At 28.0% G+C, this 22,926-nt stretch carries 19 protein-coding genes; 10 read left to right on the forward strand and 9 right to left on the reverse strand.

Annotated elements, in window-relative coordinates; translation table 11 throughout:
* The first annotated feature begins 1,236 nt into the window (after nt 1-1,236).
* The 3 genes from ACTCCZ_RS07580 to ACTCCZ_RS07590 all read left to right on the forward strand — a co-directional run bounded on the left by ACTCCZ_RS07580 (nt 1,237) and on the right by ACTCCZ_RS07590 (nt 2,583).
* Complete coding sequence (locus ACTCCZ_RS07580; protein ID WP_228145286.1) at nt 1,237-1,704, forward strand: J domain-containing protein; 468 nt, start codon at nt 1,237-1,239, stop codon at nt 1,702-1,704.
* Between the two features lie 24 nt (nt 1,705-1,728).
* The gene (locus ACTCCZ_RS07585) at nt 1,729-1,875 is read left to right on the forward strand and encodes a hypothetical protein (protein ID WP_159445715.1); all 147 of its coding nucleotides are present in this window, start codon (nt 1,729-1,731) and stop codon (nt 1,873-1,875) included.
* 105 nt (nt 1,876-1,980) lie between these two features.
* Entirely contained in the window at nt 1,981-2,583 is a 603-nt protein-coding gene (locus ACTCCZ_RS07590; RefSeq protein WP_079577491.1) for a hypothetical protein, read from the forward strand.
* 41 nt (nt 2,584-2,624) lie between these two features.
* Here the strand turns inward: ACTCCZ_RS07590 and ACTCCZ_RS07595 are convergent, their stop codons facing one another.
* From ACTCCZ_RS07595 to ACTCCZ_RS07610, 4 genes are all read right to left on the reverse strand, one after another.
* The gene (locus ACTCCZ_RS07595) at nt 2,625-3,497 is read right to left on the reverse strand and encodes a hypothetical protein (RefSeq protein ID WP_079577492.1); all 873 of its coding nucleotides are present in this window, start codon (nt 3,495-3,497) and stop codon (nt 2,625-2,627) included.
* Nucleotides 3,498-3,505: 8 nt separating this feature from the next.
* Nucleotides 3,506-3,871, reverse strand: a complete 366-nt coding sequence (locus tag ACTCCZ_RS07600; RefSeq protein WP_079577493.1) for a hypothetical protein — start codon at nt 3,869-3,871, stop codon at nt 3,506-3,508.
* 727 nt (nt 3,872-4,598) lie between these two features.
* A complete protein-coding gene (locus ACTCCZ_RS07605; protein WP_079577494.1) occupies nt 4,599-5,726 on the reverse strand; it encodes a hypothetical protein in 1,128 nt (375 codons plus the stop codon).
* A gap of 8 nt (nt 5,727-5,734) precedes the next feature.
* Nucleotides 5,735-7,219 carry an MBOAT family O-acyltransferase gene (locus ACTCCZ_RS07610; RefSeq protein WP_079577495.1) on the reverse strand — a complete coding sequence of 495 codons (1,485 nt, stop codon included), beginning with the start codon at nt 7,217-7,219 and terminating at the stop codon, nt 5,735-5,737.
* A 200-nt stretch (nt 7,220-7,419) separates the two neighbouring features.
* Here ACTCCZ_RS07610 and ACTCCZ_RS07615 point away from each other — a divergent pair, with 200 nt between their 5' ends.
* A complete protein-coding gene (locus ACTCCZ_RS07615; RefSeq protein WP_079577496.1) occupies nt 7,420-7,878 on the forward strand; it encodes a hypothetical protein in 459 nt (152 codons plus the stop codon).
* A 46-nt stretch (nt 7,879-7,924) separates the two neighbouring features.
* On the opposite strand, the gene ACTCCZ_RS07620 is transcribed toward ACTCCZ_RS07615, so the two are convergent.
* Both ACTCCZ_RS07620 and ACTCCZ_RS07625 read right to left on the reverse strand, forming a co-directional pair.
* Nucleotides 7,925-10,075, reverse strand: coding sequence for a site-specific integrase (locus ACTCCZ_RS07620; protein ID WP_079577497.1), 2,151 nt, complete (start codon nt 10,073-10,075; stop codon nt 7,925-7,927).
* Nucleotides 10,076-10,329: 254 nt separating this feature from the next.
* The gene (locus ACTCCZ_RS07625; RefSeq protein WP_079577498.1) at nt 10,330-10,578 is read right to left on the reverse strand and encodes a helix-turn-helix domain-containing protein; all 249 of its coding nucleotides are present in this window, start codon (nt 10,576-10,578) and stop codon (nt 10,330-10,332) included.
* Nucleotides 10,579-10,678: 100 nt separating this feature from the next.
* Here ACTCCZ_RS07625 and ACTCCZ_RS07630 point away from each other — a divergent pair, with 100 nt between their 5' ends.
* Nucleotides 10,679-11,257 carry a PAS domain-containing protein gene (locus tag ACTCCZ_RS07630; protein ID WP_159445716.1) on the forward strand — a complete coding sequence of 193 codons (579 nt, stop codon included), beginning with the start codon at nt 10,679-10,681 and terminating at the stop codon, nt 11,255-11,257.
* A 33-nt stretch (nt 11,258-11,290) separates the two neighbouring features.
* Here ACTCCZ_RS07630 and mdh read toward each other — a convergent pair whose 3' ends face one another.
* The 3 genes from mdh to ACTCCZ_RS07645 are packed head-to-tail and all read right to left on the reverse strand — an operon-like array spanning nt 11,291 to nt 13,848.
* On the reverse strand, nt 11,291-12,235 hold the full coding sequence (gene mdh, locus ACTCCZ_RS07635; protein WP_079577500.1) for a malate dehydrogenase: 945 nt from the start codon (nt 12,233-12,235) through the stop codon (nt 11,291-11,293).
* A 15-nt stretch (nt 12,236-12,250) separates the two neighbouring features.
* Nucleotides 12,251-13,132 carry a lipoyl synthase gene (lipA, locus tag ACTCCZ_RS07640; protein ID WP_079577501.1) on the reverse strand — a complete coding sequence of 294 codons (882 nt, stop codon included), beginning with the start codon at nt 13,130-13,132 and terminating at the stop codon, nt 12,251-12,253.
* Entirely contained in the window at nt 13,129-13,848 is a 720-nt protein-coding gene (locus tag ACTCCZ_RS07645; protein WP_079577502.1) for a lipoate--protein ligase family protein, read from the reverse strand. Before ACTCCZ_RS07645 ends, lipA begins: the two co-directional genes overlap by 4 nt.
* A 404-nt stretch (nt 13,849-14,252) precedes the next feature.
* Between ACTCCZ_RS07645 and aceE the strand changes: the two genes are divergently transcribed.
* From aceE to metE, 5 genes are all read left to right on the forward strand, one after another.
* Nucleotides 14,253-16,925: a pyruvate dehydrogenase (acetyl-transferring), homodimeric type gene (gene aceE, locus ACTCCZ_RS07650; RefSeq protein ID WP_079577503.1), complete on the forward strand. Its 2,673-nt coding sequence runs from the start codon at nt 14,253-14,255 to the stop codon at nt 16,923-16,925.
* A gap of 9 nt (nt 16,926-16,934) precedes the next feature.
* A complete protein-coding gene (gene aceF, locus ACTCCZ_RS07655; protein ID WP_079577504.1) occupies nt 16,935-18,632 on the forward strand; it encodes a dihydrolipoyllysine-residue acetyltransferase in 1,698 nt (565 codons plus the stop codon).
* A gap of 15 nt (nt 18,633-18,647) precedes the next feature.
* The gene (lpdA, locus tag ACTCCZ_RS07660; protein WP_079577505.1) at nt 18,648-20,078 is read left to right on the forward strand and encodes a dihydrolipoyl dehydrogenase; all 1,431 of its coding nucleotides are present in this window, start codon (nt 18,648-18,650) and stop codon (nt 20,076-20,078) included.
* A gap of 102 nt (nt 20,079-20,180) precedes the next feature.
* Complete coding sequence (locus tag ACTCCZ_RS07665; protein WP_079577506.1) at nt 20,181-20,522, forward strand: hypothetical protein; 342 nt, start codon at nt 20,181-20,183, stop codon at nt 20,520-20,522.
* A 62-nt stretch (nt 20,523-20,584) separates the two neighbouring features.
* Nucleotides 20,585-22,852: a 5-methyltetrahydropteroyltriglutamate--homocysteine S-methyltransferase gene (gene metE, locus ACTCCZ_RS07670; protein WP_079577507.1), complete on the forward strand. Its 2,268-nt coding sequence runs from the start codon at nt 20,585-20,587 to the stop codon at nt 22,850-22,852.
* The last annotated feature ends 74 nt before the right edge of the window (nt 22,853-22,926 follow it).

Raw genomic sequence — 22,926 nt, forward strand, 5'->3', positions numbered from 1 at the left:
AGTTGAGATAATACCCAAAAACTGGTTAAACTTGATTTAGTATCTACATATTATGATACTGGTATAACGATAATATGGTAATTTTTAATAAATTTTAAAATTTACTTAAAATTCACTGGATTATTTTTTAAATCCGTTATAAACTATATTTATCTTATGTAATAAGATATGTGAAAAACTTTTTTTGGTCTTATCTTGTAGTGAGTTAAGAGCGGTTTTTGGAAGAGGAAACAAGATATAAACTTGCTTACCAAAGTTTTAGAAAAGTCTTGTGAAAGTAAAAAACCAACCTATTAATCACAAATAAACTGTAATAGTTTATTTGATAATAGTACCTTTCCTTGCCAAACATTTAAGTTGTGGTAGGGGCGGTAATGGCAGTTAGTAATAAATGTCAGAGGTAAGGGTCAGACTGAGGAGCGAAGTGGTTCAATTGTCTGCAAGTATTCCCGTCGTGACAAATCTTCAGGTAAGTGAGGTGGTCAGTTTTTAATCTCGAGGTGAGTAATCTGTCAACTGTAAATTCGGGCGACCTTGCAGTTGAAACCTAATATTAATTTAGTTAGGTGTAGAGGTTGGTTATCAATAACCCTTGTTGATAACCCTGGACTATTGTAAAATAGTAGCGATATACTGTGATGGATAATTCCCATTATATAGGTATCTTCCCAGAAAAATCTCTGTCTTAGGGATTTTTCTGTCCGCTCAACCAGTTCTGGATAATAACAAAATTGCAACAACATAAAAGATAACAATTCAACTACATCAAAACAGTAGGACAGAAAACTCAAAAGATGGAAATAAATATATATAATAATAACTATATAGTATAGATAGATTATATATATTTATAAAATATCGAAAATTTGGAAATTGAATTGATAAATCAATGAATATGTAACTCTTCTTTACTTTTAAATTTTTGATACTCAACAGAAGAAAACTTAAATACATATCTTTTAACTTTACCTTGATTATTAGTTCTGCTTTTTTTCTCATTTCACTCTATTAGATTATTTACTTACATAAAAATAAAATCCTCATACTTCTAATTTATATTTTTCTCTAAGCAAAAATCCAATCCTTACAATCTACAAAAAGCCGATGAACTAACGAAGAGGCAAAGCCTAAAAAGATAAAGGGGTTTAAGTTTTTATCTTCTTAAAATTTAAAAAAGAAGAGAACAAAAAACCTTCTGAATCTTCAAAAAGGCAAATCAATTAAGAAGGGTTTGAAATGATGACAAGAGAAGAAATTCAAAATGAGTTTAGATGTGTAGAGGGAATTAATGAAGCTAAGAAAATCTACAAGGAATTAGCTAAAAAGCTTCATCCTGATGTTGGAGGTAGTGAAGAAGAGTTTAAAGCTTTAAATACCATTTATACTCATTTAATAGAGCATAAAATCTATTTTACAAATGAAATTAAAATTGATGTAGAACTTGAAAAAATTATAAGCTTAATTTTACACTTTGAAAATATCACAATTGAGTTAGTTGGTTCTTGGATATGGGTGTCAGGAGATACAAAAGAAATCAAAGAAAAACTAAAAGAGTTAGGCTTTAAATGGGCTTCTAAAAAAAAGATGTGGTACTACGGGGAAATGAAAGGAAGAAACCATAAAGAAAAATCACTTGATGAGATTAAGTCTAAATATGGATGTGAGACTTTAAAAAAGAAAGAAAAAGGACAAATAGCTTCTTAATAGCTATTTGTTGAAAGGATTAGCATGGAAACTATTTTATTTTTAATTTTCTTTATAGCTTTTAGTTCGTATTTGTGGTTTATATTTTTTGATGATGATTCAGATTCTGATGATGACTTTTGGATGTGGCTTTTTCTTTGGTATTGGTTTTTTGATGATGATGACAAGTAGCTAATTTTTAGCTACTTGAAATATTTTTTTAACTTTTTCAAAATGCAGTGGATTATTTTTTCTGTGTAAGTATAATAATTTAAATCAACAAAAAAAGGAGCAATTATGTATATAAGAAAAGATGAAGAGTTTAATTTAGATATTTTGAAAAAAGACTTTGATAACTTAATGAAAGAAAATGGATTAAATGAAGAGATTAGAAAAACTTTATTCGAGATAGTAAAAAAATATGATGAAAATGAAACTATGTTAGTTCTTACATCTTATTTTAACTATTGTCAGACAGATATTTTTAAAGAAGATATTAAACAGTTTATCAAAAATCCTGATATTTTATTAAATGTTTATACTGTTTATTGGGGATATAAAACAAAAGGAGAATGGGCAGAAGCATTTAAATATGAATATGGATTTTTAGATATATTTTCATTAGAGGATTTAGTAGAATTTTATTTCAAAGAAAATTCTAAAGATAAGTTTATAGCATATTTAAAAAATAGTGTTGACTTAGGTAAACTTGAAAATCAAATAGATAATATGAAAATTATGGATATTCTAAATAAGTTAATTGAACTTGATTTGACAGATGACTCTGATAATTTAATAAGTCCTTTTATAGATTGGGAAGAACTAATTGATAAAATCATTAATGGGAATTTTATTGTTTCATCTTGGTATGAAGATATAATAATTGTAGAATCATATTAGATAAAATGCGCTAGCATTTTATCTGTCCTAAAAAATACTTTTTAAGTTCTTGAAAGGTAATAATTAGTGATAGATAAACGACAATGGTTGAGAGTTTTTGAAATTTCAAGTTTTGCAGTAATTTCTGAAACTCCATTTCTCAATTTTTCTTCATATTTATCCCTTGCACTTGTAAATCTAAAATCGTGACTACTTATATTATATTTATTTAAATCGTTCCAATATTGAGATTTTGAGGGGAGTTCATCTTGGTTTTGAAGAATTTTTTGTTCAAGTTCAAAACTTATTAATTTAGGTTCATACATATGATTTCCCTTGCCGATTAAATTATTAACTATTCCATCATCAATATATTTACTTGGATTCTTAAGTAGTTCATAGGCTTCTGCTTGTCTTATGGATAACTCATATTGAGTTTGTGCCAATAGTCCTGAGATATGCCTATCTTCATAAAGATTTTGAATTACAGTTTCAACATTATCAATATATCTATTTTCAATAACTGTATCTGCTTCATTTTTTAAAATAGCTACTCTATCATCAAAAAAAGACTTGTCCTCAATATGTAAGGGAATATCAACATTCTTTTCAGATAAACCTTGCAGAAGAGATGAAAACCCCCTCAAATAATTCTCTTGACTAATATTTGATAGATTTTCAAATCTACTATCAAAAAAGTTGGTTAAGTTTTCTTTCGTAAAAAGTAAATTCAACTTCCCTGATATTTCATTACTCTCTATATACTTTATGAAGTCATTTACATATTGTTCTCTTTTTTCCAGTAGCTTTAAAGAATGTGTAAGATGGTCTCCTTTTGAAGCTCCATTTGAAAATCGCTTTTGAGAAATTGCATTTAACTTGAAGTATATATCTTTTTTCATAGCTGAATTTGTACCACCTTTAATATTAGACATTTTTTACCTCACAGATTATTGAGTTTATAAAATTTAGAAATTGTACCTCTGCTAATTTTTACTCTATGCCTTTCATAAAGAAAGTTTGCTATTGCTTGACTTCCATTCCCTTTTTTTCTTTCTTCTAAAATTTCATTTGCATATTTTTTTACATGTTGATTTTTAATGCCCTCAAGGTTAATTAAATTACTATTATTAGTTAAAGATTTTTTCTGAATATCAAGCATTATAAAAAATCCTAACATGATTCTATTTTTTGTAAGAGGTTCTTTTTCTAAAAAGTTCTTATATCTTTTTGCAAAGCTTTCAAAATCCTCAACAGTTTTAAAACCTAAAATATGACTGTAATATTGTTTCTTTTTTTGACTAAACATTTTTATCACTCCTATTTAACAAATTTAAACGAAGCTCTAAAAGAGTTTGTAATCAATTTATATTTCACGACTGAGGTTTAGTAATGTGCTTTTTAAAATATAAAAGTACGAAAATTAAAAAAAAGTATGACGAGTGTCAAGGCAAGTAAGTAGAAATATGTATAACTTGATATTAACTGTAGCAGTAGAATTTGGCAAGTAGTTAATCTTTCAAGTGTTGTCAGTTTTTAGAGTGTTTTTATACAAAAATTATCAAAAATGGACACCGCTAAGTACCCATTTATTCGATATATTTTTTAATATATGCGATTTTTGTATCGCTTCCAATCTCTGTGCAATAAATTGAACAGAGATGGAAGCTCCCTCAAGCTTCAAAATTAGTAATTAAATTTATGTGATGCCACTCACATTTTTTATTAGGTATCAGCTAAATATCTAATAAATGGTATTTAATCACTAATGCAGTTGATGAATTAAATTTGTTTAAATTCATATCTCATATGTATCTCCTATAAAATGTTTAACGACTCTTAGCGAGTCTTATCTCATGTTATAAGATGCTACATTCAAAAAAGTTTGATTATTAGCAACTTTTTTATTTGAAATTGATATTTTACGGTGTAATCGTTAAATTTTATATATGAAAAGATTAATAAAAAAAGATATTTTTTAATTTATGCAAAACTTTACGGTTCTAGTTATAGAACCGTAAGTATAAAAAATACTTTTACTTATTTACAATTTTTTTTAAATCATAATCTTTAATTTGAGTTCTTAAATTTTCTAAATGATGATTAATATTTTCTTTAGTAACTAATGTACCGAAATTATTTGTAGTGTCTACAGTTTTATCATTGAAAAGTTTTTCCATAATTTGTTTTGTAACTTCAACTCTTAAATGTGAGCTATCCCAATAGTTATTTTTGTTTTCAGTAATTGAATTGTGTCCTGTAAAATCTATATAATTAGTTAACTTTACAAGCTCTTTTTTAAATAATTCAAATTCATCAAAATATCCAGCCTTGTTAATTGCATCAAAATGTTGACTATACATAGGTGGAATATAAACAAAAACTTTTATATCATTTTTTTTACAGTAATCTAATGTATCTTTAAAATATTCTAAATATTTATATGAAAACTTATAATTTTTATATGTACCATCTGTTTTGAAATAAGATTTTATACTACTATTTATATTTTTAGTTAAATCAAGCTTCCCATTATTATATTCTTGAATATAATTTCTATAATCTCTCATACCATTTGATGCTAAATATATTGCTTCATCTTTTTGTTTATTTAAAATGTTTTTTATAACAAGTTTTACACTTTTGGTAAATGTCTCAAAGTTAAAATACAGTTCAAAATTTGATATGGTTTCAAAGTTTTCAATATTCTCTTCTAAGTCATAAAACTCTTTAAAATCATTTTTTATAATTCTGTTTTCATTGAAGGCTAAAAAATCTATTCCATAAATTAAATATTTTATATCATTAAAATGATTTGCATATTTGAAAAGTTTATTTTGAATTATAGTATTTGAACCAGGATATTCAAGATTAAAGGTATTAGTATTTAAATATTTATTTACAATATTTGGATTCATAACTCCTATTCTTGATGTACCCAGCATTATTGCATCAAAGTTACCTTTTTCAAGAATTTTTGCTTTAAATCTTGTAGTCATACTTGTATTTGAATATTTTTTTGAATTTATTCTATCAATTATTACAGTATTATTAAATCCTTGAGGGTCAACCAAATAGTTTATCCCTCCAACAAATCCAACACCTAAAACACAAAGTACAGCTAATATTTTAATCCATTTTTTACTATTCATATTGTTTTTCATCATTAGCCTTAAAAGTTAAAATATAAAAATTCTGATACTTTATTAAGTGATAAAATACCACCAACTAAACAAATTGCAGTTAAGATAAGAGTTTTATAGTTAAGTATAAATGTATCTCGTTTTTCCATTGAATTTTTAAATACAAGCACTAATATAAAAGCAACAATTAACCATGGTACTAAAGATTTGCCACCATCTGAATCTATATTAGCAACCCATCCACCAAATTCTATTCCATACTTTTTTAGTATTGCTAATTTATTTGCCAATGGATTAGGTAAATTTATACCGCTTAATCCAATCATCCCTGTTAAAACTTTAATCGCATCATCCCACTCTTTAGCTCTAAAAAATACCCATGCTATATTTACAAAGTTAAAAGTTATTAGCCATGCTAACCATGTCCACATTTTAAAACCTAAGTTTTGCCACAATCTATGTATTGCTAAAGCTGCACCATGTAAAAATCCCCAAAAGATAAATGTCCATCCTGCACCATGCCAAAATCCACCTATTATAAATGTTGCCATTAAGTTATTATAGGTTCTAAAGCTTCCTTTTTTGTTTCCACCAAGTGGAATGTAAACATAATCTCTAAGAAATCTTGATAGTGTAATATGCCATCTTCTCCAAAAATCTTGAATGTTTAAAGCTTTATATGGAGAGTTAAAGTTTATAGGTAATTTGATATTGAATAAAAGTGCAATACCTATTGCCATATCTGTATATCCTGAAAAGTCAAAATATAACTGAAAAGTATATGATAGTGATGTTGCCCAAGCTTCAAAAAAGTTTAGTGTCGTAGTTGTATCGAATCCAGCTGTTGCCCAAACTGCAAAAGTATCTGCTATAACTACTTTTTTAAATAAACCTATTGAGAATATAAAAAGACCAAGTGCAATATTTCTATAGTTTTTTACTTTATTTTTTATATTTGCAAATTGTGGCATCATCTCTTTATGATGAACAATTGGTCCAGCTATAAGTTGAGGGAAAAATGTAACAAATAGTGCATAGTTTAAAAAGTCATACTCTTTAGTTTCAGCCTTATAGCTATCAACTAAATATGCTATTTGTTGGAAAGTAAAAAATGATATTGCTAAAGGTAAAAGTAAATGTAATAATTCAATATTAGAGTTAGTTACTAAATTAAAGTTTTCAATAAAAAAATCTGCATATTTAAAGTATCCAAGTAGTGATACATTTGCTACGATACCAAATATAAGAATACTCTTTTTTGAGAAAGTTTTATTCAAACCTTTTTTTTGTTCTTCATTACTTTGAGATAGAGTATTACCTATTACATAGTTAAATAACATACTTACCAATATCAAAGGTAGATATGCAACATTCCACCAAGAATAAAAGAACAGTGAACTAAATACCAAAAAACCTTTTGAAGCTGTAATTAATCTTTTACTGTTTAAATAAAAGTAGATAAAAAAGGTTATTGGTAGAAAAATAAAGATAAATTCATATGAATTGAATAGCAATACTTAATCCTTTTTGTTTAATAGTTAAACACTTTTTAGATAACTAAAAAATATAATGTTTAATTATTGGATATATTTTAAAGGTTGCTATGATACTCAATAAATGCTTAATTATTGAACATAAAATAATAATTTTTCATTCTTTTTGTCTTATTGTTAAACATCTACAATACATTTAAATATTTTTAGGAAATAATTGGATGTATACTAAAAAAGAAATCACTGAAAAATATGAAGTTACAAGAACAACTTTACATAACTGGAAAACTACAAAGCCAAATTTGTATAATCTTCTTTTAAATTCTGATGGAAGCAATAATCAAGTTAGGGAGTTAAATATAGTTTTAGAAAAATATTCAAAAACTATAAGATGTAATTTTTTGTTAGAGGAAATAGAGTATATTTTAAATTTTGATATTGAAAAAAATTTCAATGAGATTGAAAAACTTGATACCTTATTTATTGAATCTACAAGTAGCGATATAAAACAAAATAGTGAGTTTATTTTAAATATTTATCAAAAAATTAAAGGTTTGAATATAGTTGAAAGGTATATTTTTATAACAAGAATAAAAAGTGTAAAAAAACAAAAGACTAAAAGTAGTGAAACTCAATCAGTGATAAAACACTATTTTAGGGAATTTTTAGTTGAAATTTAGAACACAGAATGCAATTTATTGCATTCTAGTGTTCAAGCTTAAAATACTATTTTGATTCTGTTTGACTTTTGTTCTTTTTAATTTTTGATTTTATTTTCCACTCTTCATCATTTTTTTGAGTAACCCAGTCAAGTTCATATTTTATATCATCATTAAAAATTTCTTTAATATCCTCTTCAAGTCTTTCTAAAAATGGATAATGAAAGAAATAATCAAACGAGTTTAAAATTTGATAACCTATAAAAGGTTCAATCCTTTCATAGTAATATTCTGTTGCCGAACTATCACTATGACCAATAAGTTTTTTTATATTTGTTATTGTGTGGTAATCTCCACCGATTTTTTGCTTATCTATTATATTAACAAAGTTTTTTCTAAAACTTCTGTATTGGATAAATTCATAAGCTTCTTCTCCCTCTTTTACTCTTTGTCTAAGAAGTTCAATGTTTTTTTCATTACAAGCAAGTTCTCCTAAACATTTTTGAAAAGCTCTTTGATAGAATAAATTCAATGCACCAGTTATTTCTTGACTTTTTTTATTGAATGTATAATTAAATAGTGTTTTATGACCTAATTCTCTTCTTCTATCTATAAATGTTAAAAGACCTAATCTTATTAAAACATTTGGAACAGGTAGGTTTCTGTGAGAATTAGAAGTTTTTAATCTTGTATCATTATCATTTTCATCTAAATAAAAGTAATAATACTTTTGTCCATCTTTCTCTTGTACTTTTAGGTTTCTAATTTTTAACTGAAGTCCTTCTCTTATTCTAACACCAAAAACTAAACCAAGTAAAAAAGTATAAAAGTTTTGAGGAGATTCATTTAACATCTTTTCAATAGTATTTTTATCCTTGTAAATAATATTAGCAAATTTTGTCATCTCTGAAACAGTTATAGCTCTAACACCATAATCAACTTCATCATCATCTTCTCTAAGTAGTTCTAATTTTGTTTGAGCATTTAAATAGTCAATTAAGTCAATATCTCCACCAAGATTTTTATGTGATTTACAAAGATGTTTATAAAATCCTTTTATTTGATATTCTATTCCATTCATATTTAATGGTTTCATTAACCTTGAATTTTCTATAATTCTTTGTTTTACTAAATCAAATAAAGACATACCTTGATGTGCTTTTGTTCTAACTATTATATTTACAAGTAAATCTTGAAATTCGATTATATCTTCACTTGTTAATTCACTTAGTTTTTTAGGTTGGTGTTCTTTTCCATTCCCTTTCATATAGTCAGTAAAGTATTTTATATTTCTTGCATAGTTTGTAGCAGATTTGCCTTTTTTATTTAAAACATCTTTGATATATACTTCTGCTAATCTCTCTAAGTTTTCAGCTTCGTTTAGTACACTTTGTTCTTGCTCTTGTTTCATTTGGTTAAATAGTTCTAAAATATACTCTTTGCTATTAGCTATTGAAGTACCACTTTCAAAATTTGCATTTTTTACATGTTTCTTTACAAGGTTGAGATAGTTTTGTAAGGGGTTTTCTCTAACTAATTCTAAAAAGCTTTCAAGTGTAGTCTCAACTCTATCCCTTTCTTCTTTCATTTCTGCACGAGTAGGGGATATATTTTTAAAAAGATACATATTTCTTTGAATATATAGTCTTATGTCATTTTCAATAACTTTTTTTTCAGTTTTGATTAATTGCTCATAAAAGTCAACTATTTTTTCAGATGGTATTTCACTTAATTTTTCTTTTGAAATATTACTTCTTTTAAATATTTCAGAGCCCATTTTAATAGTTTCTTCTTTATCATTTAGGTTATGATATTGTTTATCTAACTCTTTCCATCTTTTAGCAAGTGGTTGGAGTGTATGACCCTCTTGGTTTCCATTCTCATCAAAGTACTCTAAAGATTCAATTCTAAGCTTTTCTAAATCTGAGTATTCAATTTTTGCTTCTCTTTCATAGTTTTTACAAAGCATATCTGTTAATCTATTTATTTCATTTTCTGTCATTAGGTTCTCTTTTAGATAACTGTTAAGTTCTTCATTTAAATAATTTGTTAGTTTATCTAATTCTTCATTATCTTTGACTAACATAAAATAAAACCTACAGCACTTTTTAAGGGATTTTCTAAATACAAAATCTTTATTTCTGTTTTTTAAATAACGAGCATTGATTCTTTTTCTAAAGTAGAAAGTACCTTTAAACTCATAACTATGACTTGACATTTTTTCTCCTTGATATGGAGAAAAATAGAAGTATCGTATATGTTACAAATAGATTTAAAAGTCTATAATAGACCTGTAAATAAATCTAAAAAGTTCTAATAGTTTCGTTTTTGTGGGAAATTAAAAATTTTGGATAGACAAGTTTTGTAAGTCTATTAGTGCCATTTGATTTTATAAATCCCTTTTAGCCATTTAAAATTTATTGTTTAATAATTAAATAGTATAGCCAAAAGTGAGTTAATATGTGATAATATTCATTCTTTAAAAAATTCACATATTTTTACATCAAAAAGTACTGATAGTTTATGTAGTTGATTTAGGTTAAATCTTTTTTTAGAGTTTGGTGACTCTGCATTTGTAATAAATGATGGATTTGAAAAGCCTAAAGCAAGGCTAACATCAAGTTGTGTAAATTCTTTTTCTTTTCTTATTCTCCTTACATTTTTTGAAATATTTTGGTGAAAATCTTCAGATTCTTCTTCTGTGATTTCTGCTATTAGCATTTAGTTCCTTAATATAATTTATGAAATAATATTACTTATAGGTAATATTTAATAATACCTTATGGTAATGTTTGATATTATGACTTTAAGGAGAAGCTTTATGAATAAGAGTTTTAATTTGATTTTTAACATAATTGAAAACTTAGAAGCAGGTATTTTACTAATAAATGAAAATGGAAAAATTGAATATACAAATAGTTATTTAAATAATATGTTAGGCTACAATAAAGATGAATTAATAAATGAAAATATATGGAAAATTGATTATTTTTTAGGTACTTCTGATAAATTTAAAGAAAAAGTAAAAGAGTTTAATAAAAATAGATTTAGTGAAATTACAATTAAGTATATAAAAAAAGATAATACAATTTTAGACTGCAATTGTAATATAAGCAAGATTAAAAAAACAGATAATAATTATTTCTTTTTAATAATTAAAATAAAAAAAGATTTCAATAAAAATATAAATTTAGAAGAGTGCTTATATCTAAAAACAGAATTATCTTCTTATATAAAAAGTTTAAAAGAACCTATTATTACGATAAAAACAGCTATAAATGCATTTGATTTCAAAAAAGATTTAGGATTAATAATTAGTGATGATGATTTAACAATTAATTTACAAGCAGTAAAAAATGAAGTGAAAAAAATCGATTCTATTTTAGATAAATATAAGTAAAGCTACACAAAAGTGTAGCTTTTAATTTTTAGTTTATACGAAAAATTTAGTATCAAGTGTATCAACAAGCTCTTTTACAGAATCAATTGATTTTGCAAATTCAGCTGTTTGTTTTTCATCTAGTTTTAACTCAATTACTTCTTCAACACCATTTTTACCCAATCTTACAGGAACTCCTGCAACGATATTTTCATATCCATATTCACCCTCTAGCATAACTGCACAAGGATATACTTTTTTATTATCAGATAAGATTGCTTCTACCATAAGTGATGTTGAATATGCTGGTGCATAATATGCAGAGCCTGTTTCAAGCAGTTTTACAATTTGAGCACCGCCATGTTTAGTTTTGTTTATTATTTTCTCAATTTGTTCTGCATTTAAAATTTTATCTAGTGGTTTTCCATTTACTGTTGAGTAGTTTGCCAATGGAACCATATCATCACCATGTCCACCCATTACAGATGCATCAATCTCACCTTCACCATATCCTAACTCTTCAAAAATAAAGTGACTCATTCTAGCGCTATCTAAAATACCTGCCATTCCTAGAACTTTATTTTTGTCAAGTTTAGATGCTTTAAGTGCTGTATAAACCATCGCATCAAGTGGATTTGATACAATAATATAAACAGCATTTGGATTTTGTTCATTTATATCATTTATAACTGATGTCATGATTTTTGCATTTGTTAAAAGTAAATCATCTCTACTCATTCCAGGTTTTCTTGGTATTCCAGCAGTAATAACAATCACATCACAATTTGCAAAATCTTCATTATTATGTGCAAAACCTACTTTTGTTTTTGAATTAGCTGCATTTGCAGATTGTGAAATATCTAAGGCCATTGCCTCAACAATATTTTCTCTTAAATCTTTAAGAACTATTTCATTACAAAGACTTTTTGAAGCCAAGTTAAAAGCTAAAGTAGCTCCTACATTTCCTACGCCAATGATTCCAACTTTTTTATTATTCAAGTTTTATCCTTTCTTTTATATAGTGTTTTTTTCGTTTGATAAGTATTCATGCGCTAAGTATGAACTTCTTGCATATGGAGTACTATGTACAAAATCAAAACCAAGATCTAAAGCAATTTGTTTATATCTTTCAAACTGTTCTGGTTTTACAAACTCTTTTACTGTTTCATAATCTCCTGATGGAGCTAAGTATTGCCCAATACTTAAAAATTTGCATCCAACTTCAAGTAAATCTTTAAATACTTGAACCATCTCTTCTTCTGTTTCACCAAGTCCTACCATCAAAGCACTTTTTGTTTTGATTTTATCGCCACCTAGCTCTTTTAGTCTTTTTAAAACCTGTAAACTTCTTTTGTAAGAAGCATTTTTTCTTACACGGTAAAGTGAGGGTACTGTTTCTACATTGTGTCCAATTATAACAGCGCCACTATCAACAACAGTTTTTAAAGAGTCCTCTTTTGCTTGAAAATCTGGTATTAATATCTCAACTTGTGTACCTGGAGATTTTTCTAAAATATTTTTAGTAACTCTATAAAACTGTTGTGCTCCACCATCTTTTAAATCATCTCTTGCTGGACTTGTAATAACAACAAACTTAAGTCCTAATTTAAGTACAGATTCTGTAACTCCATCAACTTCTGCTAAGTCAACTTCTGTTGGTTTTCCTGTGTGTACATTACAGTATGTACATCTTCTTGTACAGATATTTCCCAATATTAAAAATGTAGCATTCTTTTTAGCATAACACTCACTAATATTTGGACATTTCGCTTCTTGGCAAATTGTATGAAGTCCATGTTTTCCTAGTAGTGCTTCCATCTCTTTTTGAGCTGTTGGAACTAGTTTTTTTCTAAGCCAATCTGGTTTTTTAAAATTTACTTTTTTTGCTACTGTCATTTATTTTCCTCTAATAGTTTTACTAGTTTGTCATTCTCTTTACTTGATAAAGAAGATTTTTCTAATGTTGCTTCAAAACTCTTTTCAAAAGCTTTGATTACTTTTTCTATGGCTTCTTCAAAGTTAAGATTTATATTAAAATCTTCTAATGTTGAACCAATCTTCTTATCATTATTTACACCTTTTATTGGTATTGAACCATGTTGGAAAATTACTCTTTTTGTTCTTTTTTGAGCATTTCCACCTATTTTAGTTTCATTTACCAAAATATCATAAGCTTCAAATCCAACTTGACAAAACTCACTTTTACTTAGTGTAACATTTGGTGAGTCTTTTGCAAAACAGCTATTTAAACCTAAGTTTTTATAAAATAGCAATAAAAACTGACAAATTTTCTCATAACTTTGTTTTACACTCAAACCTTGAAAATCACTACTTGGTAAGACTAGACTATATGATAAGTCATGTCCATGAAAAAGTACTCCACCACCTGTAATTCTCTTTGCACAGTTGTTTTTATACTCTTTTATATAAGTAGGATAATCTTCACATTTTTGAGATAATCCAACTGTAAAAGATTTTTGCCATGTATAAAGACGTAATATTGGTAGATTATCATTTTCAAATGAATTTACTAGGACTTTATCTATTCCCATGTTAATTTTTGCACTTTCATTAGTAGAAAGAATTAATCTAAAAATTTTATTTTTCTTCATGGCTCACTTTCAAAATTTAAATTTCTCTTTTAAAAATCAAATTTTTTATGTAAAATTATAGCTGTTCTTGAAGGCAAATGCATTAAGCCTTAGGCATTAGAAAAAAAATTTAATTTATGATTAAATTTATAAGCATTTTGCGACATAATAAATACATAATTTAACATTTTATAAGTATTATAACAAAAGAAACTATTCAAAATGGTTACATTCTTATTAAATACTTAAATTTTTTTATTAATATTATAAAAAAAAGAAAATTTTTTTGATATATTACTGTTATGTAACCTTTGTTTCTTATAATGTTTTAATACTTTAAACAAATAACAATTAAATAAGTTAATTATTGTATTATTTTAATATTATTTGCTAGTGAACCCAAATAAAATTTAAAAGGAGTATATATGTCAGATATACAATTAAAAGATATTGACCCTAACGAAACTAAAGAATGGTTAGAGGCACTTGATACAATTATCGAAGAAGATGGGACAGATAGAGCTCACTACTTACTTGAAAAACTTATTGATAAAGCAAGAAGAAGTGGAGGATATCTTCCTTTTAAAGCTACTACTGCATATTTAAATACTATTCCTGTGCATCAAGAACCTAAGATGCCAGCAAATTTATTACTTGAAAGAAAAATTAGATCAATTATTAGATGGAATGCACAAACAATGGTTTTAAGAGCTTCAAAAAAGAACTTAGAACTAGGTGGACATATTGCATCTTTTGCATCTTCTGCAACTTTATATGATGTTGGATTTAACCACTTTTTTAGAGCTCCAAGTGAAAAAGATGGTGGAGATTTAATATTTTTCCAAGGACATATTTCTCCTGGTATTTATGCTAGAAGTTTTGTAGAGGGTAGAATCTCTGAAGAACAAATGGATAACTTTAGACAAGAAGTAGACGGAAAAGGACTTTCATCATATCCACATCCAAAATTAATGCCAGAGTATTGGCAGTTTCCTACCGTATCTATGGGACTTGGACCAATACAAGCAATTTATCAAGCTAGATTTTTAAAATACTTAACTGATAGAGGTATTAAAGATTGTAGTAATCAAAAAGTTTATTGTTTCATGGGTGATGGTGAGTGTGATGAGCCTGAATCTTTAGGTGCAATTGGACTTGCTGGACGTGAGGGATTAGATAACTTAATTTTTGTTATAAATTGTAACTTACAAAGACTTGATGGACCTGTAAGAGGTAATGGAAAAATCATTCAAGAGCTTGAGGGTGAATTTAGAGGTGCAAAATGGGAAGTTATTAAAGTTATTTGGGGAAGATACTGGGATCCTTTATTAGAAAAAGATAAATCAGGTAAATTAGTAAAACTTATGAATGAAACTGTTGATGGTGAGTATCAAAACTATAAACAAAAAGGTGGAGCTTACACAAGAGAGAATTTCTTTAATAAGTATGAAGAAACAAAAGATTTAGTTGCAAATATGGGTGATGACGAAATCTGGAGATTAAACAGAGGTGGACACGACCCTGTAAAAGTATATGCAGCTTATAAAAAAGCCAATGAAACAAAAGGAAGACCAACTGTAATATTAGCAAAAACTGTTAAAGGTTATGGTATGGGTGATGCTGCTGAGGGTAAAAATATTGCTCATGGTGTTAAAAAGATTGATTTTGATACATTAAGAAAATTTAGAGATAGATTTGATATTCCTATTTCAGATGAAGAGATAAAAGAGCTTCCTTATTATAAACCAGCTGAAGATAGTGAAGAGATGCAATACTTAAGAGAAAGAAGAGCAGCTCTTGGTGGATATGTACCACAAAGAAGAAAAGAGTTTAGTGATAAGTTAACTATTCCAAAACTTGATGCATTTGATGCAATATTAAAAGGAAGTGGTGATAGAGAAGTTTCTACTACTATGGTACTTGTAAGAATTTTAAGTTCACTAGTAAAAGACAAATCAATTGGAAAAAGTATTGTTCCTATTGTTCCAGATGAAGCTAGAACATTTGGTATGGAAGGTATGTTTAGACAAATTGGTATTTATGCTCACGAAGGACAAAAATATGTTCCTCAAGATAGAGATCAAGTAGCATACTACAAAGAAGATAAAAAAGGACAAGTACTTCAAGAAGGTATCAATGAGCTTGGAGCGATGGGTTCATGGGTTGCTGCAGCTACTTCATACTCTGTAAATGATTGTCCAATGATTCCATTTTATGTATATTATTCAATGTTTGGATTCCAAAGAATTGGTGATATGGCATGGGCAGCGGGAGATTTACAAGCAAGAGGTTTCTTAGTTGGTGGAACATCAGGTAGAACTACATTAAATGGTGAGGGATTACAACATCAAGATGGACACTCACATATTTTAGCAAATACTATACCAAATTGTATCTCATATGATCCAACTTATGGTTATGAATTGGCTGTTATAGTACAAAATGGTATTGAAAGAATGTATGGTGAAAAACAAGAAAATGTATTCTATTACTTAACAACACTAAATGAAAACTATAGACAACCTGAACTTCCACAAGGTGTAGAAGAGGGTATTATAAAAGGTATTTATAAATTAGAAGATGTAAAAGCAAAAGAAAACTACAATGTAAAACTACTTGGTTGTGGTTCTATTTTAGAGCAAGTAAGACAAGCTGCACAAATTTTATCTGATGATTATGGAATCTCTTCTGAGGTTTACTCAGTTACTTCATTTAATGAATTAACAAGAGAAGCACAAGATATTGATAGATACAATACTTTACATCCAGATGAAGAGAAAAAAGTACCATTTATTACTAAAACTTTAGGTGACAATGAAGACAATATCGTTGTTTCTGCGACTGATTATATTAAACTATACTCAGAACAAGTAAGAGCTTATGTAAAAGGAAGCTTTAAAGCATTAGGTACTGATGGATTTGGTAGATCTGATAGTAGAGAGAATTTAAGAGCTCACTTTGAAGTTGATTCAAGATTTATTGTATTTACTACTATTTCTCAATTAGTAGAAAAAGGAATACTTGAAAAATCAGTATTATTAGATACAATTAAAAAATTTAAAATCAATACAGAAAAAGTAAACCCATTAAAAGCATAAGGTGAAGTAATGAGTATAGAAGAAATTAAACTACCAGATGTTGGTGGAGAAGAAGTAGAAGTAATTGAAGTTTGTGTTAGTGCAGGAGATTCAATTGAAGAAGAAGGGGCTATAATTGTTGTAGAAACGGAAAAAGCATCTATGGATATTCCTGCAAATTTTGGTGGAACTATTGAATCAATTAATGTAAAAGCTGGAGATAAACTTTCTGAGGGTGATTTAGTGTGTACTATGAAAAAAGAAGGTAGTACACAAGATGAACAGCCAAAAGAAGAGATTAAAGAAGAACCAAAAGAAGAGATTAAAGAAGAACCAAAAGAAGAAGCAAAACAAGAAACACAAAAAGAAGAAGAGCCAAAAGAAGAAGAACAAGAAGAGTCTCAAAGTGTTGAAACTTCAAGTGTTGTAGAAGATATAGTTGTTCCTGATTTAGGTGAAGATGGTGAAGTTGATGTAATTGAAATATCTGTTAGTGCTGGTGATGAAGTTGAAGAAGAAGATGGACTTATTACATTAGAAACAGAAAAAGCAACTATGGATGTTCCAGCACCAGCTAAAGGAAAGATTGTTGAATTAACTGTTAAAGCAGGAGATAAAGTATCAACTGGAACAGTTATTGGTAAAATTGAAAAAACAGTTGAAACAACAGTTGCTTCAAAACCTGCTACTAAAAAAGAGACAAAAGAGCCTACAACTAAAGTTGAAGCTGAAGAAGTAAAAGAAGAATCAAAAGAGCAAAACAGTTCATCACAAACTCAAGCAGAACCTGTAAAAACAACTGGAAAAGTTTATGCTTCTCCATCTGTTAGAAGAATTGCAAGAGAGTTTGGTGTTGATTTATCAAAAGTTAGTGGAACAGGAAGAAAAAATAGAATTTTAAAAGAAGATGTAAGACTATTTATCAAATCAGAATTAAGTAAACCATCATCTCAATCTTCTGGAAATACTGATTCGGGTCTAGGCTTTGATTTACCAAAATTAAAACCAGTTGACTTTTCAAAATTTGGTGAAATTGAAACTGTTGAAATGAGTAGAATTCAAAAAATATCTGGACCTAGTTTACATAGAAACTGGCTTGGAATTCCTCATATTACACAGTTTGATGAAGCTGATATTTCTGAACTTGAAGAGTTTAGAAAAGCACAAAATGAACTTTTAGCTAAAAAAGAGAATGGTGTTAAGATTTCTCCTCTTGTATTTGCTTTAAAAGCTGTTGCAAAAGCATTAGAGTTGCATCCTAATTTTAACTCATCATTAAGTCCTGATGGTCAAAGTATTATTCTTAAAAAGTATATTAATATAGCAGTTGCAGTTGATACACCAAATGGACTTGTAGTTCCTGTACTTAAAGATGTTGATAAAAAAGGAATTGAAGAGTTATCTTTAGAGTTAAAAGAGATTTCTATTAAAGCAAGAGATGGAAAATTAAAAGCACAAGATATGCAAGGTGCTTGTTTTACAATCTCTAGTCTTGGTGGAATTGGAGGAACTGCATTTACTCCAATTATAAATGCACCAGAAGTTGCTATTTTAGGTTTATCAAAATCTGAAATTAAACCAAAATGGGATGGTGAGAAATTTGAGCCAAGATTAATGCTTCCATTATCATTATCATATGACCATAGAGTTATTGATGGTGCAGATGGCGCTAGATTTACAACAACACTATCAAAATTACTAAGTGATATTAGATTATTACTTTTATAATAAATCGAGGTAAATATGAGTAAAGAAGTTAAAGGACAAGTATTAGTAATAGGAGCAGGGCCAGCTGGATACTCTGCTGCTTTTAGAAGTGCTGATTTAGGTTTTGATGTAGTTTTAGTAGAAAAGCACAATACTTTAGGTGGAGTTTGTTTAAATGTTGGATGTATTCCATCAAAAGCACTTTTACATGTAGCTAAAGTTATTGAAGAAGCAGAAGAGATTTCACATCATGGTGTAAATTTTTCAAAACCAAATATTGAGTTAGATAAAGTTGGGTCATACAAAGATGGTGTAGTAAAAAAACTAACAGATGGTTTATCTGCTATGGCTAAAATGAGAAAAGTTACAGTTGTTAATGGAACTGCAACTTTTATTGATAAAAATAGTGTATCAGTTAAAAATGGTGATGAAGAGACAATCGTAAAATTTGATAATGCAATTATTGCAGCTGGTTCAAGACCTATTGAATTACCATTTATTCCCCATGAAGATCCAAGAATTTGGGATTCAACTGATGCTTTAAGATTAAAAGAAGTTCCAAAAAAACTACTTATTATGGGTGGTGGAATTATTGGACTTGAAATGGGTACAGTTTATCAAAAATTAGGTTCTTCTATTGATGTTGTTGAGATGCAAGATCAGTTAGTTCCTGTTGCTGATAAAGATGTAATTAAAGCATATACAAAAGCAAACAAAGATAGATTTAATATTATGTTAAATACAAAAGTTGCTAAAGTAGAAGCAAAAGATGATGGAATTCATGTTTCTATGGAAGGTGAGGGTGTTAGTGCTGAACCTATTGTATATGATGCTGTTTTAGTTGCTATTGGAAGAGCTGCAAATGGAAAAATGTTAGGACTTGAAAATGCAGGTGTTAATGTAAATGATTGGGGTATTATTGAAGTTGATAAACAACTAAGAACAAATGTAGATAATATCTTTGCAGTTGGTGATATTGTTGGTCAGCCAATGCTTGCACATAAAGGTGTTCATGAGGGGCATGTTGCAGCTGAGGTAATTGCTGGTAAAAAACATTTCTTTGAACCAAAAATGATTCCTTCAATTGCTTATACTTTCCCAGAAATTGCATGGGCAGGATTGACTGAAAAAGAGGCAAAAGAGGCTGGAATTGATTATGAAGTTTCAACTTTCCCTTGGTCTGCTTCTGGTAGAGCCTTAGCAAGTGATGTAAGTGAAAATGCTTTTACAAAGCTTATCTTTGATAAAAAAGACAACACTTTAGTTGGTGGAGCAATTGTTGGAGATAATGCTGGTGAGTTATTAGGTGAAATTGGACTTGCACTTGAGATGGATTGTGATGCAGAAGATATCGCTCTTACAATACATGCTCATCCAACACTGCATGAATCTGTTGGTTTAACAGCAGAGATTTATGAGGGAAGTATCACAGATCTTCCAAACGCAAAAGCAAAAAAGAGTAAATAATTTACTCTTTTTTGTAAAATATTTAAAAAAAACATAGTTTATACTTATAATTTTAATTTTTTTAAGTTATAATTGTGAACTAAAATTTTAAAAGGAGTAGCTATGAAACCTATTGGTTTTGGAAAAAACTATTTTTCACTGTCATCAATACTTGCTTATGCAGTAGAACAAAGACTTCATGGCATGGCTACAACTTTTAAAAAATATCTTAATATTGAAAAGTTCAGTTTTTCTGATGAAAATGAAGATGAATCAGTCTGCAATGAAGAATTAACACTAATAAACTGTTTTGTTATAAAAAGCAAACCTTGTCATTGTGATTGTGTATTTAGAAAAAAAGCACGTTTAGCTGTTGCACTTTTTAAATTTATTCCAAGATGTCCTTACTATTGTAAGTTCTTTGCGTTTAGAAGAACTGGCGTACATCCACCACAAACTATCTAATTCTTAATTATATAACAAAAAATCATATCAAAATAAAATAATAAAAATATAAGGATAAAGTAATGTCTAAAAATTATGTTATCGGATTTCCAAGAATTGGAGAAAAAAGAGAGCTTAAAAAAGTTTTAGAGAGTTTTTGGTCAGGTGAAGTTGACTTTGGAGAAGTTAAATATGTAGCAAATGAGTTAAAAAAGAGGCATTGGGCATATCAAAAAAGTGCGAAAGTTGAGTATATCTCATCAAATGATTTTTCATATTATGATAATATGCTTGATACTACAATCTTACTTGGAGCAATTCCACAAAGATTTGAAAACTTAGAAGATGAAGAGTTATATTTTGCAATGGCAAGGGGTAATAAAGATGCTGTTGCAATGGAAATGACAAAGTGGTTTAATACAAATTATCACTATATCGTTCCAGAGATTTCAAAAAATACAAAGTTTAAATTAAATAGTAAAAAAGTAATTAGTGAGTTTAAAGAAGCAAAAGATTTTGCAGTAAAAACAAAAATAAATTTAGTAGGGCCTATTACATATTTAGGTCTTTCAAAATCAGTTGATAATAGTGATACTTTTTTACATATAAATAGTGTAGTTGAGCAGTATTGCAAACTTTTAGAAGAGCTTAGTTTACTTGATGAAGAGATAATAGTTCAGTTTGATGAACCTTTATTTGTAAAGGATTTAGATTCAAAGGTATTATCTTTAATAAAACCTGTGTATGACAAGCTTGCAAAGGTTTCATCAAATATAAAAGTAGTAGTTGCAACATATTTTGAACACTCAAATGAAGCAACAAAAATTTTAGTAAATATTCCAATTTGGGCACTTGCACTTGATTTTGTATACGGAAGTAAAAACTTTGAAGTCTTAGAAGAAATTGAAGCTTCAAATAAAGTTTTAATTGCTGGTGTTGTTGATGGAAGAAATGTATGGAAAAGTGATATTTCAAAAAAAGTTGAACTTTTAGATGAAATAGCTAAAAAGGTTTCAAAAAGTAAGATTTTAGTATCTACTTCTTGCTCACTTTTACATGTGCCTTTTACTTTAGAGTATGAAACAGCACTTGATAGTGATATAAAATCTTGGCTTAGTTTTGCAAAAGAGAAACTTCTTGAATTAAAACTTATCTCTAAACTATTTTTTAATGAAGAGTTGAGTTTAGAAGATAAATCACAATTAAAAAGAAACCAAGAAGATAATGAAAGTAGAAAAGATTCTACAAAAATTCATAATAAAAAAGTTCAAGAAGAGTTATCAAAACTAAAAATAAATGAGAGAAAAGATAAGTTTGAAGATAGAATAAAAGCACAAAGAGAGTTTTTTAAATATGAAGATTTAGCAACTACAACAATTGGCTCTTTCCCTCAAACACAAGAAATTAGGAAAAATAGAAGAGAGTATAAAAACAGTCTTATTTCAAAAGAGCAGTATGAGCTTCAAATAAAAGAGTATATTGATGATTGTATAGCTTTTCAAGAAAGTATAGGACTTGATGTATTAGTTCATGGTGAACCAGAAAGAAATGATATGGTTGAGTATTTTGGAGAGTTACTTGATGGATTTGCTTTTACTAAAAATGCATGGGTTCAATCTTATGGAAGTAGATGCGTTAAACCACCATTGATTTTTGGTGATGTTACAAGAGAAAATCCAATGACAGTAGAGTGGATTAAATATGCACAAAGCAGAACTAAAAAGATAGTAAAAGGTATGTTAACAGGTCCTGTAACAATTTTAAATTGGTCTTTTGTAAGAGATGATAAACCAAGAAATGAAGTTGCGCGTCAAATAGCTTTAGCAATTGCAAAAGAGGTTGATGATTTACAAAATGCGGGTATAAAGATGATTCAAGTTGATGAGGCTGCATTTAAAGAGGGGTATCCTTTAAGAGATGAAAATATTAGCAAGTATGAAAAATGGGCAGTTGAAAACTTTAGATTAAGTGTTAGTAAGGCTAAAATAGATACTCAAATTCATACTCACATGTGTTATAGTGAGTTTAATGATATCATTAAAACAATAGAAGCAATGGATGCAGATGTAATCTCTATTGAAACAGCAAGAAGTGGAAATGAATTACTTAAAATATTTAAGAAAGTAGGATACAAACAAGAAGTTGGTCCTGGTGTTTATGATATTCATAGTCCAAGAGTTCCAAGTGTAGAAGAGATGGTTGAGCAAATAAAAGCTTTACTTGAAGTTTTACCAAAAGAGCAACTATGGATAAATCCAGATTGTGGCTTAAAAACTAGAAAATGGCCTGAAGTAAAACAAAGTTTGGAAAACATGGTAAAGGCTGTAAAACAAGTAAGAGATGAAAAATAACAAAAAGAGGATATTTTTATATCCTCTTTTTTAGATTATTTTATAGTTTGTAATCAATTAGTAGCTAAAGTTTA

This window comes from Malaciobacter sp. (assembly GCF_055140965.1).